We start from the raw sequence: 15570 nt of genomic DNA on the forward strand, positions 1-15570 counted from the left end.
ATCACAACTGATCCATCTGAACCGGAATACGGAGTGTAGAGATAAGCTGTAGAACCATGACCTGTTGAGGTTATTTTCTGAAGGACACCTTTTCCATTAACCGTTGTGACAGTATAGCCAGCAGTATTAGACCAGAGTGAAGTATCTAATGAGCCGGATTCAAAATCATCAAACACTTCAAAGGTTGACTTACCATTGGAAGCAGATGAAGCAGAGGGATTCCCATAATACATCACAACCTGCGTCCCAGCCCTCGGTATCGCCGGAACTTTCACCCACACAACCGCCGAGTTCGCACCAACCGACTCGATCCAGTAGGGCATCTGGGCACCAACAATCGTAGTAAACCGGAGGTCGCCATAATCTTCCCGGACATTGGATCCAACATACACATTCTCCCCGGAATCAGTCCCATCCGTCCGCCAGACTACAAACCGCATCTGGTAATCCGTCAGATCTCCATCCGGACTCCCGCCAATCGCATGGATCTTCCGGTAACTCCACCCACTCATAAACGCCGGACCACCGGAAACCACCGTCACCGTACTCGAAGCAGAATTAGTCGCCTGAGCCTGAACCTCACTGGTACTCACATCCCCGGAACTCGCCAAAGTCAAATCCGAACTCACCACGCTTGTCTGGACAGGAGACGAGACCACCGGAACATTCACCGGCGACACAGCGGTCGAAGCATCGGCTCCGGAGACATTCATTGATCCGATACACAGGAGAGTGACAATGAGAATAACCAGTACTTTGATTCTCATCATCGCACCAGGGCGGTGCATGAAGCGATGAATTATAGACATGATTGTTCCTCCATTACGGGAGTTGCACACGGGATATTCGGAATATTGTGCCGGATGATATTCCGGACGAGGGGATGATTTCCCATTAATCCAATTACAGCCATCCGGAAGGTGGGCGTACCAGCTATCAGGTAAAGCCATGCAGAGGACTGCCACGTTACCACTCGGTTCCGGAGAGAAGAGATCGGAATGTCCGATCTGCTTCCGGTTTCATTGCGGTGGCAATCGATGATATTATCCAGTCTGTTCATGATCCAACCTCCATTGAGGCCACGTTCATGCTGAGGCCATTGTCGACTGCGAGTGTGACCGTATAGGTACCCGGAGTATAAAATGAATGTGTCGGGTTCTGGGTACTTGATGTATTGCCATCACCAAAGTTCCAGGTCCGGGATGATACCGTTCCCTCGGAGACATCAAAGAACTGGATGGTCAGGGGATTGACAGTAGGTGTCGGAACTCCGTAAAATTTTGCCTCTAGGGGTGATACATATTGGAGGGATGAGTATGCATTTACCCGTCCTCCGGTCACACACCTCCCGGACAACGAACTCTTTGCATCCACTCCGCTCATAATCGCTGTTTTGAGTTCAGTAGTTGTTGCTGATGGGTCTATGGCTTTGAGCAGCCCGACAATTCCGGCGACATGGGGGGTTGCCATCGAGGTTCCGGACATATATGCATATGAACTTCCCGGATAGGTGCTGTAGATACTCTGGCCCGGAGCTGCGACATCAACCGTCGTGGCCCCGTAATTGGATCCCCAGCCCCAGTTTGCATTAGTTACAAGGCGGTCCATGTGATCAGAGGCTGCAACGGCGAGGATATTCGCATTCGGAAGAGCACTTGGAGACTGTGGGACAGAGTCTGTGTTTACCCCATCATTTCCGGCGGCACAGATGAACAGGGCATCGGAATACTGGTTTATAGCATTCTGTAGTGCCGTATCGGTTCCATCCCCTCCCCAGGAGTTGGAGAAGATCCGAACACCCTGGGTATATCCCCAGGCAAAAGCTTCTATTGCATCACTGGTAAACCCGGATCCGGACGAGTCAAGGAACTTGAGTGGCATAATCTTCACATTCCAGTTGACTCCGGCAACTCCGATCCCGTTGTTTCCAACCGCTCCGATTGTTCCGGCACAGTGGGTTCCATGGCCATTGTCATCCATCGGGTTGGTTGTTCCGGTGATGGCATTGTACCCGCCGATCATGTTTGCTGCAAGGTCCGGATGGTTGTAATCAACACCGGTGTCGACAACTGCAATCACAACATCACTTGATCCGGTAGTGACTGCCCAGGCTTCCGGAGCATCGATGTCGGCATCTGCTGTTCCACCGGTCTGTCCGGTGTTGTGCAGACCCCACAGGTACGCGGCTCCTGGATCATTCGAGATTGAACTGGTGGATCCGGACGGGAGCAGGGTTCCGCTAACGGTTGCAGTCTGTCCGGAGGTCACGGATGTGCTGGTTGTGTAATCATTGTAATTGGTAAGTTTGAGGGTGACCGCATGGTTTCCGGCAGCAACAGAACCTACCGTCGCCGGAGTGGTCTTTCCGGTGTCTGTGCCATCAACCCAGATTCTGGCACCGGTCGGAGTTGATGTCCCATATATTGATCCGGTCTGGGCCGCTATTCCATAGTTGACGTTGAATATTGAGAAGTAATGGCTTTGGTATCCCTGGGATGACTTCCCACTATAGTTCATGTTCATCTTCAGCCGGAACAGACCATTCGGGCGTCCGGAGTTCTTACCCCAGCTGTTCAGGACTATCCAGTACCGCTGGTCTGGATCACTGCTGGAATCATCATATCCGACAATGATAACTGCATGACCGCCTCCGGATGAACCATAGGCGATGTTATTATACGTGTCCGGGTTCCAGAGGGCTGACTCGGTCTGGTACGCCCAGAAAGAATTAAAGGCACTCCAGGAAGAACTGTCCGGGAGGAAGAATGCCCACCAGACCGCCTTGTTATTATCAATTTGTGCCTTGATATTAGCAATTGCCTGTGCCTGGGACACACCGTTTGTTGAAAGCCAGCTGGTAGAGATGCTGGTTATCGGGTAATTGGGCGTTGTAGAGATGCTTGATGCCGGAGTCTGTGTTCCGCATCCGTATGAGCAGGCATACCGGTCATTATAATAGGCATTTGTGTTTGACCAGGGGATGACCTGCTTGAATCCGGAGGTGCTGTGGAAATTCGCAAAGGTGCTGGCCCAGCCACCATTACATGCTCCGTTGGAGGCACTTCCTCCATTATAATTCGAATCAAAGTATTGTATTGAGAGGCGGTCCTTTATTCCGTTCTGAACAGTAAGAGCGTTTTCAATAACTCCGGTAGAGGCCCAGACCCAGCAGTTCCCACAGTTGCCCTGGTTCCGCTCAGATGGAGCATATTGGATATTGGAGAGCAGGCTTTTGCTTCCGAGGGTGGTAGACAAGGGGGCGTTTTCAACTTTTACTGCAGCATTGTAATCGCTCTGGATCTCGGCCACATCCTCAAGAGAAAGGTGCATGTATCCAAATCCTTCCGTCTCATTCGCAGTAGTAACTACACTGGAAGTAACTCCGGAAGTAACAGAGGGAGTTTGTAAAACAGGAGTAGTTGCAACCGGAGTTGTTCCGGAAGATGGAACATTTACTCTTCCTAAAATTGCTGACTCACGAAAAGAGACTGCTTTCTGATTTATCTGAACCGGGACTGTTGTTGCAGGAAAAGCATGATATATATAATCCGGCTGGGCATACTCGACCATCGGGTTCATCTCGTACAGAGCAATTGCTTTCTCGGTTCCGGTACTGTTCGGAACCGACACAACCTGCATTCCGGTAACTCCCAGAGTTGTGGCATCTGCAATGACCGATGCACCAAGAGCGGCATTTGCCTGAGTCTGGACCTGGTTGACGGAAGAGATAGAAACTCCTGATGTCTTATACTTTACAATGACCCGGTCAGGAGCAAAAGAACGATTATCAGAAGAAACATTTTGAGTTGCCTCTGCAATTTGAACAGATTCTGCTGCAGTCTCAACGCCCGATGCCCCGCTCATCACCGGTGAAGAAACAATTCCGGACATTGTCCGCTGAACTGGAGAAACACTCACCGGAGATACCGGTTTTACCAGGGAAGGCACTGCCGGACCTGAAGGCACCACTACGTCAGGAGGTTTTACCACCCCGGATATTCCGGGAATACTGACATCCGGAACTGCCGAGACCACCTGCATGCTGATAAAGAGGATAAAAATAATAAATATGAAGATTTTTGCGTTATTTGCCATGATTGATCACCATCTGTTATACCCGGATAACCAGTTATTTCAAACTGACAACCCGGGCTCTGACCTAATGCAACCTATATCAGGAAAAAAGTGGAAAAAGACTTCATATGCAATGCAGACCAGAAAAAACGGGCAGATAGATATAAATAGCGAGGATTAATCCGGGATTATTGTAGTGCATAAGATAATTTTAAGTATGGATATAAACTGGCTAATCCCGTATTAAATTGAGAATATTGAAAGTTTGTCCACAGTCTCTGAAAATCCCTGCATAGTGCTCCATGCCAGATTACAAGAAACAGGAATTCCCTGGATACCACGTTAATACTGGTAACAAGGCTATTCAGGCTCTGTCTGAAAATCAAGTGATAATATTCCTTCGGTGTCATAGAATAATTCTTTAATGACATTTTGGTAGATATATTCATCTCTTACAAGAATTTCGGATTCACAAAGGCTAGTTATTGTGAAATTTATATTTCAGATCACTTGGACAATCGACAGAGCAGCCAAGCTCATTATGAATAAAAGGGAATCTAGGATACATGGATAATAACCTAATCCAATTTTCTTCTGGATGACAGGTAATTATTTATCTCTTTCTTTAAAATTGGAATTTCTTCGGTTATCGTGAGAAATATTGCGTCATAGTCAATACCAAAATAATGATGTATCAATTTATCTCTCATCCCCGCGGGTATCCCTCCATGGAATGTCAGAGGTTTCTTGCCGTAATTCCGAAGAGAGATTTTTTGCTGCTTCACCAATGACAGTTAGCATTCTTTCGATTCCAGCCCTTTCAAGTTTTTTCTCTAGTAAATCTGACGATGAGTGAATTTCTTGTGAAAATTTTCTATGTCAGAAATACAATCAAGAATGTGGTAAAGATATATGTGATCCTTCGTTCTCATAAATCACGATTTCATCGGTTTTAATATCATCAGCAATATAACGGTTCACCGAATTCTCTGTGATAAGATCTATTTTTATCTTAAGACTCCTTTTCAACTCATTTTCAATTCTTATGAGCTGAAGAAGGCTTTTCGGTGGAGAAAACCGGACGAGAATATCGAGATCACTATCAGGTCCCTCTTCACCTCGTGCATAGGAACCAAATATTGCAATTCTCTTAGCGTTATTTTTTGTAAGGATTGAAATGATAATCTCCTGTAAGTTACTTGTTAATAAACAATCAGCCATAAAAATTTCATTCCATAGATTTTCGTGCCAATTACGAAGGCGATTTTTTCTTCTTATTTTAATAGGGGTCTCTCAAATATAAAACCGTTTTCAAGTGGGTAAAACCTGGAGGAACACAATACCTTAATGTTTTTTATATGTATACCCGGTTATATCTGCATACACCGGTGAAGGCAAAGAAGTAAAACTCAATATTCAAGTCAGGAGAGATGGAGGATTTAATTTCGTTGGTTACTTCATTTCCCTCAAACCAATCAATCGCATGACGAACAACCGCCGCCGTCCCGGTGTAATCATCCGCAAGTTCTGCCGGACGGAGAAACGGAACCTCTGCCCCAAATCTTCTTGCAACATCAGCAATCTCCGGATCATCAGTTGATACAATCACCCGGTCAAAACACTTACTCTCAAGGGCAGCTTCAATCGACCAGGCAATGATAGGTTTTCCGCAGAACTCCCGGATATTTTTACGTGCGATCCGTTTGCTCCCCCCACGGGCAGGAATGACTGCAAGTCACATAAATACTCATCTATTGGTGGTACAATCAGTTAGAGATGACAATGACACATGAGAAAGTCAGTAATCTCTTCTCAATTCTAAAAATTTTCAATCAGATCGAAACCATTATTCTGCCAATAAGGAGCCCTCACCAATAAGGCATCAACCGGACATCCCGATGGGGAAAAAGCCATTAACCAACGATTTTTTAACCAAAGCATTTTTGTATGACCATCTATATGGAATCATGAATGAAGCCCAGATTGAAGATTTTCATTCATCAGTCTTGAGGCTTCGCCTCATAAGGGTTTTATATGAAAAAAATTCCCGAAAAGGGTCTTGGGAAACAGGAAGGAGAAAGGAGAAGGCGAAACGGAAGTAGGGGATTATTCAGCCTTAATCCTCTCCAATTCTTCAGGTGTCAGGCCGGTCACCTGTAAGATCACTGCATCATCTATTCCGATCATCAGCAGGTTCTTCGCAACTGTTTTTACTCCTTGCTCGATCCCTTTTTCTATACCTTTTTCTATACCTTTCTCAATTCCTACCTTGATACCTTCAACCTTTCCTCTTTCTATACCTTTCTCAATCCCTTCTTCCAGCCCGATGGTATGCCACTTCTGCCTGACACTCTCAATCATATAATCCACCTTCCCCTGAACACGCTCGTCCTTGATGTATTTTCGATGCAGTTGTTTATACATCTCAATCGTTGTAGAGAGAATAATATCTTTTGTCTCCTCATCCAACCTCCCTTCCTCCCCTGCCTTAGAGGAGAAGGATATGATAGTCTCAATATCTTGAATTATCTCCCCAACAATCTGGTCAAACTCTTCCCTACCGGCATTCTTTCTGGCAATTAGCTTTTCGAACCTCTTTCGATACTTCACCAGGACCAGGGGCAGGAGGAGATAGAGATCCATCTTCCCGAGTACCTCTACAGGATATTGGTAGAGTTTCAAAACAGGTACAGAATACAGAAGGTCAGAACCGTCCGGAAGCACTATCTTTACCTGCAGGGTATCAGTTATCCGGCTATGCTCCTCAAGATAGATGACCACCTGATGGGGGATGGTAATGACGCGGATATCATCAGAACCGTTCTCTGAACGCGATGCGCCGATGAGATACCCGTATTTTACCATTCTCACATCCATCATCGAATCATATCCGGTCTGGATCTCGACATGAAAGAGGGGGTGTTCATCAGATAATCCACGAACTTCAAGTACAATATCCGGGTAGTGACGGGAATACACCGGACTATTACAGATATACTCAGTTGAGATCGGCACTACACGGAGAGTCTCCTTGTTAAGTGGGAGAGAGAAGATAGCGGAGAGAAACTCAATCAGGGTGTCGTTTGAAGCGGTGAACAGGAACTTCGCTGCTTCATCAATCTTCACCCGGTATTCGTCCGGACTCACCCGAATGAGTAAGATAGTATTGGTTATTACCTTTTTGAAATAAAACACTCCGGTGCAATAACCCTTCAATTGCGATGTGAAACAGGTTATTCCGATCTACCCCGGCAAAAAAGATACGACATTTCCTGATTGATCCTTCACGGGAGAGATACGATCATGCAATTCTGCATAAATCGGCTGAAGGAAAGCATATTCCTGTCCTAGCATCTTCCCGATGAAGGATCCTTATCATCTTACCTCGTTTCCATCCCTTCAACCAGATTTCTCTATAAGATAGGCCTCGACAAGCCTGCTCATCACCATGGTCAATGCGATTACTTTATTCTTGAGATTCTCATCCATAATTTGTTTCTCCAGTTTTATTGTTTCGAGAAGCAGGTCCTGAACCGGAAGTCAGCTCTCCATGAGTGGAACGAATATCAGTTCCAGTTCATTTACCGGATTTCCATTGGCAACATCATTTTTTATACGTTCTAATGCTTCATCTGCATTTTTTCCGGATAATCTGATGAGTAACAGTGTAGTGCAGACACCCTGTATCAATAAAAAATGAATCCTTTTTTGAGACCGGTGAGTGTACAACTGTGTAGATACGAACATGATATTTTGAAAATATTCTCAGATCATAATGGGCAAACCGAATCAGATCTTCTTCAGTCAGAGAAGCCTGCTCCTCGATGTGAAGTATCTCACCATTTTCATACCTATTCCATCTCCATATTGCATGATTATTAACAATACATTCATATGAGTGCAGGTGGACTTGTCAGAGTACTAAGGAGATATCACATGACTATTCATGCAAAGGCTCGGTATGAAAACCATGTACTAAAACCAATGCAGGATCTTCCTCTTCATGAGGGGGAGGCCGTCATAATTGAGATCAAACGCTCAATTACCGATCAGATGTGCGGTTTGTTCGCAACAGATCCAAAAACTACAGAATTTATTATTGATATGGATCATAGTATGTCCTAATGGAAATACAAAAAACGTGATTAGGGAGTCATTTTTTTAATAAAGTTAAACAGGTCATCGATGCTTTGAAAATCCAGGATCTCAAAACTCAGGATGTCCAATATTGTACTATCCATATTCTGAAGAGATGTAAGTGTATCTTTTGGAAGAGGACCAAATTTCTTCACGAGCAGTCTCTCGATAAGGGCTAGTTTCTCTTCAGTTCTGCCTTTTTCTAAACCCTGTTCAATACCCTGTTCAATGCCAATCACAATACCCTGTTCTTTTCCCTTATCCTCTGCATATTTCAAAATTTTTAACATTTTTATCTCCTCCCATATTTTCTCTATAAGGTAGGCTTCTACAAGCCTGTTACTCATCACCATGGTCAATGCAATTACTTTATTCTTGAGGTTCTCATCCTTAATTTGTTTCTCAAGTTTTATTGTTTCGAAAAGCAGGTCCTGAACCGGAAGTCTGCTCTCCATGAGTGGAACGAATATCAGTTCCAGTTCATTTACCGGATTTCCATTGGCTACCTCTTTTTTTATACGTTCTAATGCTTCATCTGCATTTCTTCCCCGGATAATCTGGTGAGTAACAGTGTAGTGCAGACACCCTGTATCAATAAAAAATGAATCCTTTTTTGAACAGGCCGGTGAGAGTATAACCGTATGGATACGGACATGATATTTTGAAAATATTCTCAAATCATAATGGGCAAACCGAATCAGGTCTTCTTCCGTCAGGGATGTTTGCTCTTCGATGTGAAGTATATCACCATTTTCAAGTCTGAAGATAAGATCGACAAACTCGTCTCTTGTCTCCACCTGGGCAAACTCTGTTGCTAAAACTCCGGTTATCTTTGGGAGGTCAAGACCGAGGAATTCAAGTGTCTTGTTTTCAAAAAGAGTCAGGGATTCTTTAAAGGCAAGATCGTAATTTTGAGAGTTTATCTTATTAATAGCAGCACCCCGGATAAATGAGTAATATTATAGAGAAACCCCGTAATAATCATTATTATTACGTATTTTTACCTCGTGGTTTTTATAATTACTATAAGATTCGACGTAACAACTCACCTTTAAGAAGATGAATTGTTTGGGATTTCATTAAATGACGAGAATCCTAATTTTTCTCCCACTATTCAGATAAATCTCTCCTTTATTTTCTTTGATGTTTCGTAAATACTGAGTAGCACCCCAAACACATCTGCCCCAACCCATGTTCTTCTCCCTCCACTAATCTTGCGATGAAGTACCCCTTGACGTATCGCTCCTTCTGCATCATTATTGTGCCATGGAACATCATCATATAACATGAATGTAAGGAGCATTTTCTCTCGTTTGCGAAGTTCTTTGGCAATGCGGATGACATCCTTATCAACCCATTCTCGATCAAGCAGTGCCGTAATATCAGCCTGAAATTCCGCGTATGCATTTTTACGACCAAACATCGAGGGTGGGGGGTCATTTTCAGTGTATTCTACTGCTCTTTTAAGAATTTCACGAATTCCATTTACAAACTCGAGAAACTTTTCAGGTGGTCTGCCTTTTCTTAGTAAAATATCTGGTTGAGACGTCAACTAACTGATCAATAACGATATACCCAAAATCGCTATTACGCCAGATGACAAGTATATAAACCCGGATATGTCACCCACATCAAAACCAAAACAATCTCCACCAGATACAACCACATCTCCAGATGGCCCTCTGACATTTGAAAAAGTCTGGCTCATGTTTCAGGAGACGGATAAGAGATTCAAGGATACAGACCGGAAGTTTCAGGAGACTGATCTATTACTGAGAGAAAAATTCAAAGAGACAGACAAAAAACTCAACAAACTGGAGCAGTTGTTCACCTCACAGTGGGGGAAACTTGTCGAATCTCTGGTGGAAGGTGATATCCTCACTATCCTCAATCAATGGGGAATAGAGGTGACTGATACCATAAAAAGAAGATCCGGTCGCCGTGACGGGGTTGATTACGAGTTTGATATCATCGCAATCAATGGATCTGAAATTGTAATAATAGAGGTCAAAACTACACTGCGACCAGAGGATATCAGAAATTTCCTGAAAAAGCTCAAGCTGGCAAAGAACTGGATGCCGGAATATGCAGATAAAAAACTATATGGAGCGGTGCCTTCATCTCTGAAGATGCCGGGACAGCGGCAATGGCTGAGAAGAGTGGACTGTTTGTCATCAGGGCTACCGGGGATAGTGCAAGCATCGTTAACAGAGATGGGTTTCAACCGAAAAGCTGGTGATAATCTTAAGCCCTTGCACCGTCCAGGTTCTTCCCGTCAATCTTTGCTTTAATGGCACGGATACACTCTTTCGTCTCATGATTAAACTTCCGGCTTTTTTCAGATTCAATCGTATCCGGGCATACCTTCTGGAAATTGCTACATCTATCAGAACTATATCCACATATTCGATGAAATTTACTATTGCCTGCTCATTACTCACAATCCGGGTACTATTCAACGCCCCATACAGAAGTTCACCAAGGACAGTAACAGGCAGATAGAGAATATCAGAATTGTCAATAATTTTACAGATTTTGGGAATGCCCTGGCGATAGGCAATTACCGCATTTGTATCAAGTACTACTCTACCAATTTCCTTCAACCCTTCCAAACTCCTCATCGATCACCGCCAACATCTCATTTGCTTCTTCAGATGATAATGTCCCAGCTAAATTCCGAAGCCTTTCCTTTTTTACCCGGGGTGAGATCAATGCAATCATCCGTTCATGTTCCTGTAAACCTTCAACCGGTTTAACCGGTTTAAATACGTTATCCTCAAAAATTACCTCAATTGTTAGAGTCATAAGCAATCTCCGACGGTTAAGTAATGGACAATATCTCTTTTCCCAATACTAACACATGATCATCTCTATAATAATATCTATTCTTAACTAATTTAATCAAAACTTTAAAGCCCACCATAAGGGCATCAAGAATATAATTTCTCTAAAGATAGCCTGCGAACAGAACTCCCAAATCATCCGAACTATCCGGTCCGACCGCTAGATCCAGCCCGGCAACTCCACAGCAGAGATGGATTAGTTAACAAATACCAAAAAATGAATCCTTTTTTGAACAGGCTGGTGAGAGTACAACTGTATGGATACGTACATGATATTTTGAAAATATTCTCAGATCATAATGGGCAAATCGAATCAGATCTTCTTCCGTCAGAGAAATCTGCTCCTCGATGTGAAGTATCTCACCATTTTCAAGTCTGAAGATAAGATCAACAAACTCATCTCTTGTCTCCACCTCTGCAAACTCTGTTGCTAAAACTCCGGTTATCTTTGGGAGGTCAAGGCCGAGGAATTCAAGTGTCTTGTTTTCAAAAAGAGTCAGGGATTCTTTGAAGGCAAGATCATAGTTGTTTGAGTTAATCCTGTTAATTGCAGCACCCCGGATAAATAAATAATATAAAAGAGAGATTGAGTCTAGTCGGGGGAATTACTTGTTATTTGCTGAGCAGGATAATTGATATAAACTTTTTCACTGTTGATAAGTGAAACCGCTAATATGGAGTTTTTTAGGTTTCCGGAGGATCAATTCCCCAAATTTTTCTAAAATTATCCCAGGATTTTTGCTTGTTCCAAAGCTACTTTTATGGTATGCAGGGATTCTTCAATCTTTGTTAACCGGTCATTCACAGAAGAACGGAAATCATCACGAAGTCCATGAATTTCTGTAACCATTTCATCCTGTTTCTTCAAAGATTCCTTATGCATGCCAATAGATTCTTTATGTAAGTCAAGGGCTTCCCTTTGCATACCAACTGTTTCATGTTGAAGGCCAATAGTTTCTTTTTGAAGACCAATGGTTTCCTTTTGCATGTCGACAGTTTCATGTTGAAGATCAAGCATTTTATGTTGAAGACCAATAGTCTCTTTTTGAAGACCAATAGTTTCTTTTTGAAGACCAATAGTTTCCTTTTGCATGTCGACAGTTTCATGTTGAAGATCAAGCATTTTATGTTGAAGACCAATGGTTTCTTTTTGAAGATCAATGGTTGTTTCTTGTAGATCAACAGTTTTATGCTGTAGATCCCTCATTTCAACAAGTATGGGGACTGATTTCGCCATCTGCTCCATCTGGAGATCCTGACTGAATGAGGCTAAAGGGGCGATCTGTCCATTGTATGGTTGTACGGTAATATTATGGACAATCGCTAATTCTGGCTTAATTGTCTGGATATTCTGGATAAGAAGATTTATTTTCGCTTCTTCACCTTCAACGTAAATGATAACAAGTTCTTCAGTCTCATTCATATCATTAAATGCTTCAAAATTAAAAAATCGTAATTTTTTCGCATAATGGAGAAGGTTGAGCCTGAAGCCGACTTCATGAATTCGGGAACCATGGATTGTTATCTGCGATTGCATTCTTCTACTCATTTATCCTCCTCGAGAAACAATAAGGTTTCGTACCTCATAGTTTTTGTCGGGCCCGGTAAGTGTCCGTCTAAAAATCCTCAAATAAGGCCCGGATTAAGAAAAAACCGATGTTTTGAATTATGGGATGAGGGGGATAAAAAATAAGGTCATTAATGCCTTTGTTTTCCATTTCACCAATGAATATCATTTTCTCAAGGGCATTTCCTGCCTCATGAAATGAAGGCGGTATTTATTATGGGTCCATGGGCGATCCTGGAATAGCGACCCCTTTAAAAAAGCCGCCATCAATTACCGTTTTTGAGAAGAATGTCACTTTTGGGGATAACCTTATATATGGCCCGGAGAACTTATTATCATCCTGCTGACTTCAACGATATTTTATTGTCTTCGATGAATAATAATCTGGTTCTATAAACACAGATGGTGTCTTTCATGTCCGGATATATAAAACGCAATCTCTATCAGGTAAGCATCTAACATTGTATTATGACACGGCAGGGTAATTACCCTGTCTGCACCAGCTAAAAAATTGAGGGAATGGGATGAAAAACAAAATAACATCCTGGCTGGACAATGCAACAATCGGGCGTAAGATTTCGGTAATCAGTCTGATCCTTGTTATTGTTCCTGCTCTGATAGTGGGGTTTGTGGCATATTCCAGTGCGGAATCTGCAATAAAAAATGATATCCAGACAAATCTGGAGGTTCAGGTCGATGATATCAATGATGAATCTGCAACTGTTTATGACCTGACGTTGGTTAAAGTAAAAAGTGATCTCAACGTCTTCCGTGAATTTTTCTATGAAAAAGGGGACGCTGCGATTGTCAATGACAAAATGGTTCTTGGCTCATCATATGTTGTCAATGACAATTTCCAGATAGTAGACGAGGTCCAGAAACTTCTAGGTGGGGCAGCTACGGTGTTCCAGAAAGAAGGAGATCAGGCGATTCGTATCTCAACAAATGTCATTGGCGAAGACGGGAAACGCGCCATTGGGACGTCGGTCTCTGACAAAGTGTATGATGAAGTAATAAACAAAGGCCAGACCTATTATGGAACTGCAACGGTTGTCGGGAAAGAATACATTACTGCTTATGAGCCGATAAAAGACAAGTCTGGAAATATTATTGGTATTCTCTTTGTAGGTGTTGAAGAAGATTCAACGATTGGTCTTCTCGAGGATCAGATAAAAGCGAAAAAAATCGGTCAGGACGGGTACATGTATGTCCTGAATAGTCAGGGAATTACGGTTATCCATCCGACCAATGAAGGAAGAAACGATTCTGATCTTCCATTCATAAAAGATATAATCGCGAAAAAGGACGGGTACCTGGCATACAATTACAATGGTGTGGAGAAAGTTGCTGCATTCTCATATTTCGAGCCCTTCGACTGGATTATCGTAGCAAGCAGCGAACTGGATGATTTTACCGGACCACTAGACACGATACGAAACGCGATAATTATCGTTATCATCATTGGAGTTATTGCCGGAATCATCGTCTCATATCTCTTTGGAAGATCCATCTCCCGGAGGATGGATGACCTGGTCCGGCTTGCACACATGGTAAAAGACGGGGATCTCTCCGGAAATATCACTCTTTCAGAGAGCAATGATGAGATCGGGGTCTTGGGCAGGGCTTTTGCTGAACTGGTAACTACTTTCAGGCTCTTTCGCGATGAGGTCCGGACTCTCAGTTTAGCAGCATCCTCGGGAAATCTGAATGTCCGGGGGGATGTTAGCAAGTTCCAGGGAGACTATGCGGTAATCATTGACGGGGTGAATGAGACCGTTGATGCCATGGTAACTCCCCTGCAGGCGGCAATGGAACTCTGTAATTCCTATGCAAAAGGAGATTTCAAAGCCCGTGTAAATCCGGACCTGCATCTTGAAGGCGATTTCATCAAATTCCGTGATGCTTTGAACACTATCGGTACAGACATATCCGAGGCATTAATTGCCGTCAGTGCCCAGGTCGAAGAAGTAAGTAGTAAAGTGGATGAAGTAAGCAGTAAAGTGGATGAAGTCACCAGTGAGACCTGTGAAGCATACAAGAGTATCGAGGATGTGTCAGAAGGAACCGGACAGGTAGCAAGAATTGCAGCGGCTGTCAACGATCTTGCTGACAAGAGCGGAATGAATACCCAGCAGATTTTAGCTGCGATGAATGATCTCTCAACCACGGTCTCATCGGTTGCAACAAAAATGGAACATGTTTCCGTTCTTACCAACAATGCATCCGAATTATCCGAAAATGGTATGAATGCTGCAGGTCAGGCTGAAACCGGAATGAAGGGAATTATGCAGGCTTCCTCTGCCATCGATCAGATGAACCGGGAGATCAGCGAGCAGATGCAGGAGATTGGCAGAATCGTTGATATCATCAGTTCCATTGCCGAAGAGACCAACCTTCTTGCATTAAATGCCGCCATCGAAGCTGCACGTGCAGGTGATGCAGGTCTTGGATTTGCGGTCGTTGCAGCAGAAGTAAAAGAACTTGCAAACGAGTCGCAGAAATCTGCTGAAAATATTGCCGGAATTATCTCTGCTCTTCAAAAGAAATCCGCTGCAATGGCCGATGCAGTCAGCAACTCCCTTTCTGAAGTAGAGACCGGAAATGTTTCCGTCAGCAAAACACTTGAAATCTTTAACGAGATTGTGACTTCAATCTCGGTTATCCATGCTAATATGGGCGAAGTTGCAGCAGCCAGCGAGGAACAGGCAGCTTCAGTTGAAGAAGTCACTGCTACGGTAAATGAATTCAGTGATATGGTGAACCAGACCGCGAAGGAATCCATCGGTCTTGCAGCAGCGAGTGAACAGTCTTCAGCTGCAGTCGGTCAGATAACGACGATGGTCTCGCAGGTCAATGATTCAATGGAATATATCCACCGGATTGCCGGAGAGGCCCATGAATCGGTACAGCGTATCCATGAAAAAATGAACCGGTTTAAATACTACTAAC

At 43.4% G+C, this 15570-nt stretch carries 16 protein-coding genes and 1 pseudogene; 3 read left to right on the top strand and 14 right to left on the bottom strand.

From position 1 onward, the window contains the following. The 9 genes from DLD82_RS03035 to DLD82_RS18195 all read right to left on the bottom strand — a co-directional run. The coding region (locus DLD82_RS03035; RefSeq protein WP_181391222.1) for a DUF2341 domain-containing protein at positions 1 to 809 on the bottom strand (809 nt) is incomplete at its 3' end. Beyond that, entirely contained in the window at positions 800 to 1060 is a 261-nt protein-coding gene (locus DLD82_RS18390; protein ID WP_109939641.1) for a hypothetical protein, read from the bottom strand. The genes DLD82_RS03035 and DLD82_RS18390, both read right to left, overlap by 10 nt. After that, a complete protein-coding gene (locus DLD82_RS03045) occupies positions 1057 to 4095 on the bottom strand; it encodes a S8 family serine peptidase (protein ID WP_109939642.1) in 3039 nt (1012 codons plus the stop codon). The genes DLD82_RS18390 and DLD82_RS03045 overlap by 4 nt, the downstream gene beginning before the upstream one ends. A 557-nt stretch (positions 4096 to 4652) precedes the next feature. Further along, entirely contained in the window at positions 4653 to 4784 is a 132-nt protein-coding gene (locus DLD82_RS19505) for a HepT-like ribonuclease domain-containing protein (RefSeq protein WP_245920349.1), read from the bottom strand. Beyond that, positions 4774 to 4932, bottom strand: a complete 159-nt coding sequence (locus tag DLD82_RS19430) for a HepT-like ribonuclease domain-containing protein (protein ID WP_342764526.1) — start codon at positions 4930 to 4932, stop codon at positions 4774 to 4776. The genes DLD82_RS19505 and DLD82_RS19430 overlap by 11 nt, the downstream gene beginning before the upstream one ends. A gap of 33 nt (positions 4933 to 4965) precedes the next feature. Further along, positions 4966 to 5295: a nucleotidyltransferase family protein gene (locus DLD82_RS03055; protein ID WP_109939643.1), complete on the bottom strand. Its 330-nt coding sequence runs from the start codon at positions 5293 to 5295 to the stop codon at positions 4966 to 4968. Positions 5296 to 5428: 133 nt separating this feature from the next. Then, positions 5429 to 5800, bottom strand: coding sequence for a cytidylyltransferase domain-containing protein (locus DLD82_RS03060; protein ID WP_219968298.1), 372 nt, complete (start codon positions 5798 to 5800; stop codon positions 5429 to 5431). A gap of 380 nt (positions 5801 to 6180) precedes the next feature. Next, complete coding sequence (locus tag DLD82_RS03070; protein WP_109939825.1) at positions 6181 to 7221, bottom strand: RpnC/YadD family protein; 1041 nt, start codon at positions 7219 to 7221, stop codon at positions 6181 to 6183. Between the two features lie 393 nt (positions 7222 to 7614). Then, positions 7615 to 7764 carry a hypothetical protein gene (locus DLD82_RS18195; RefSeq protein ID WP_181391223.1) on the bottom strand — a complete coding sequence of 50 codons (150 nt, stop codon included), beginning with the start codon at positions 7762 to 7764 and terminating at the stop codon, positions 7615 to 7617. A 204-nt stretch (positions 7765 to 7968) separates the two neighbouring features. Here DLD82_RS18195 and DLD82_RS03075 point away from each other — a divergent pair, with 204 nt between their 5' ends. After that, a complete protein-coding gene (locus DLD82_RS03075; protein WP_109939645.1) occupies positions 7969 to 8199 on the top strand; it encodes an antitoxin family protein in 231 nt (76 codons plus the stop codon). Positions 8200 to 8219: 20 nt separating this feature from the next. On the opposite strand, the gene DLD82_RS03080 is transcribed toward DLD82_RS03075, so the two are convergent. Both DLD82_RS03080 and DLD82_RS03085 read right to left on the bottom strand, forming a co-directional pair. Beyond that, positions 8220 to 9008 carry a DUF4351 domain-containing protein gene (locus tag DLD82_RS03080; RefSeq protein WP_109939646.1) on the bottom strand — a complete coding sequence of 263 codons (789 nt, stop codon included), beginning with the start codon at positions 9006 to 9008 and terminating at the stop codon, positions 8220 to 8222. Positions 9009 to 9262: 254 nt separating this feature from the next. Further along, positions 9263 to 9763: pseudogene (locus DLD82_RS03085) on the bottom strand (IS66 family transposase); the annotation flags it as partial. A 67-nt stretch (positions 9764 to 9830) separates the two neighbouring features. On the opposite strand from DLD82_RS03085, the gene DLD82_RS03090 reads away from it, so the two are divergent. Next, a complete protein-coding gene (locus tag DLD82_RS03090) occupies positions 9831 to 10502 on the top strand; it encodes a hypothetical protein (protein ID WP_245920350.1) in 672 nt (223 codons plus the stop codon). Here the strand turns inward: DLD82_RS03090 and DLD82_RS03095 are convergent. From DLD82_RS03095 to DLD82_RS03110, 3 genes are all read right to left on the bottom strand, one after another. Next, positions 10416 to 10814, bottom strand: coding sequence for a PIN domain-containing protein (locus DLD82_RS03095; RefSeq protein WP_181391224.1), 399 nt, complete (start codon positions 10812 to 10814; stop codon positions 10416 to 10418). The two genes, DLD82_RS03090 and DLD82_RS03095, sit on opposite strands and share 87 nt — an antisense overlap. Beyond that, positions 10798 to 11016 carry an antitoxin family protein gene (locus DLD82_RS03100; protein WP_109939648.1) on the bottom strand — a complete coding sequence of 73 codons (219 nt, stop codon included), beginning with the start codon at positions 11014 to 11016 and terminating at the stop codon, positions 10798 to 10800. The genes DLD82_RS03095 and DLD82_RS03100 overlap by 17 nt, the downstream gene beginning before the upstream one ends. Before the next feature lie 762 nt (positions 11017 to 11778). After that, positions 11779 to 12603, bottom strand: a complete 825-nt coding sequence (locus DLD82_RS03110) for an acylphosphatase (RefSeq protein ID WP_109939650.1) — start codon at positions 12601 to 12603, stop codon at positions 11779 to 11781. Positions 12604 to 13145: 542 nt separating this feature from the next. On the opposite strand from DLD82_RS03110, the gene DLD82_RS03115 reads away from it, so the two are divergent. Then, positions 13146 to 15569 (top strand): methyl-accepting chemotaxis protein, encoded by a 2424-nt coding sequence (locus DLD82_RS03115; RefSeq protein WP_109939651.1) that lies wholly within the window; start codon positions 13146 to 13148, stop codon positions 15567 to 15569. Position 15570: the final 1 nt, after the last annotated feature.

This window comes from Methanospirillum stamsii, assembly GCF_003173335.1.
GTDB classification, from domain to species: domain Archaea; phylum Halobacteriota; class Methanomicrobia; order Methanomicrobiales; family Methanospirillaceae; genus Methanospirillum; species Methanospirillum stamsii.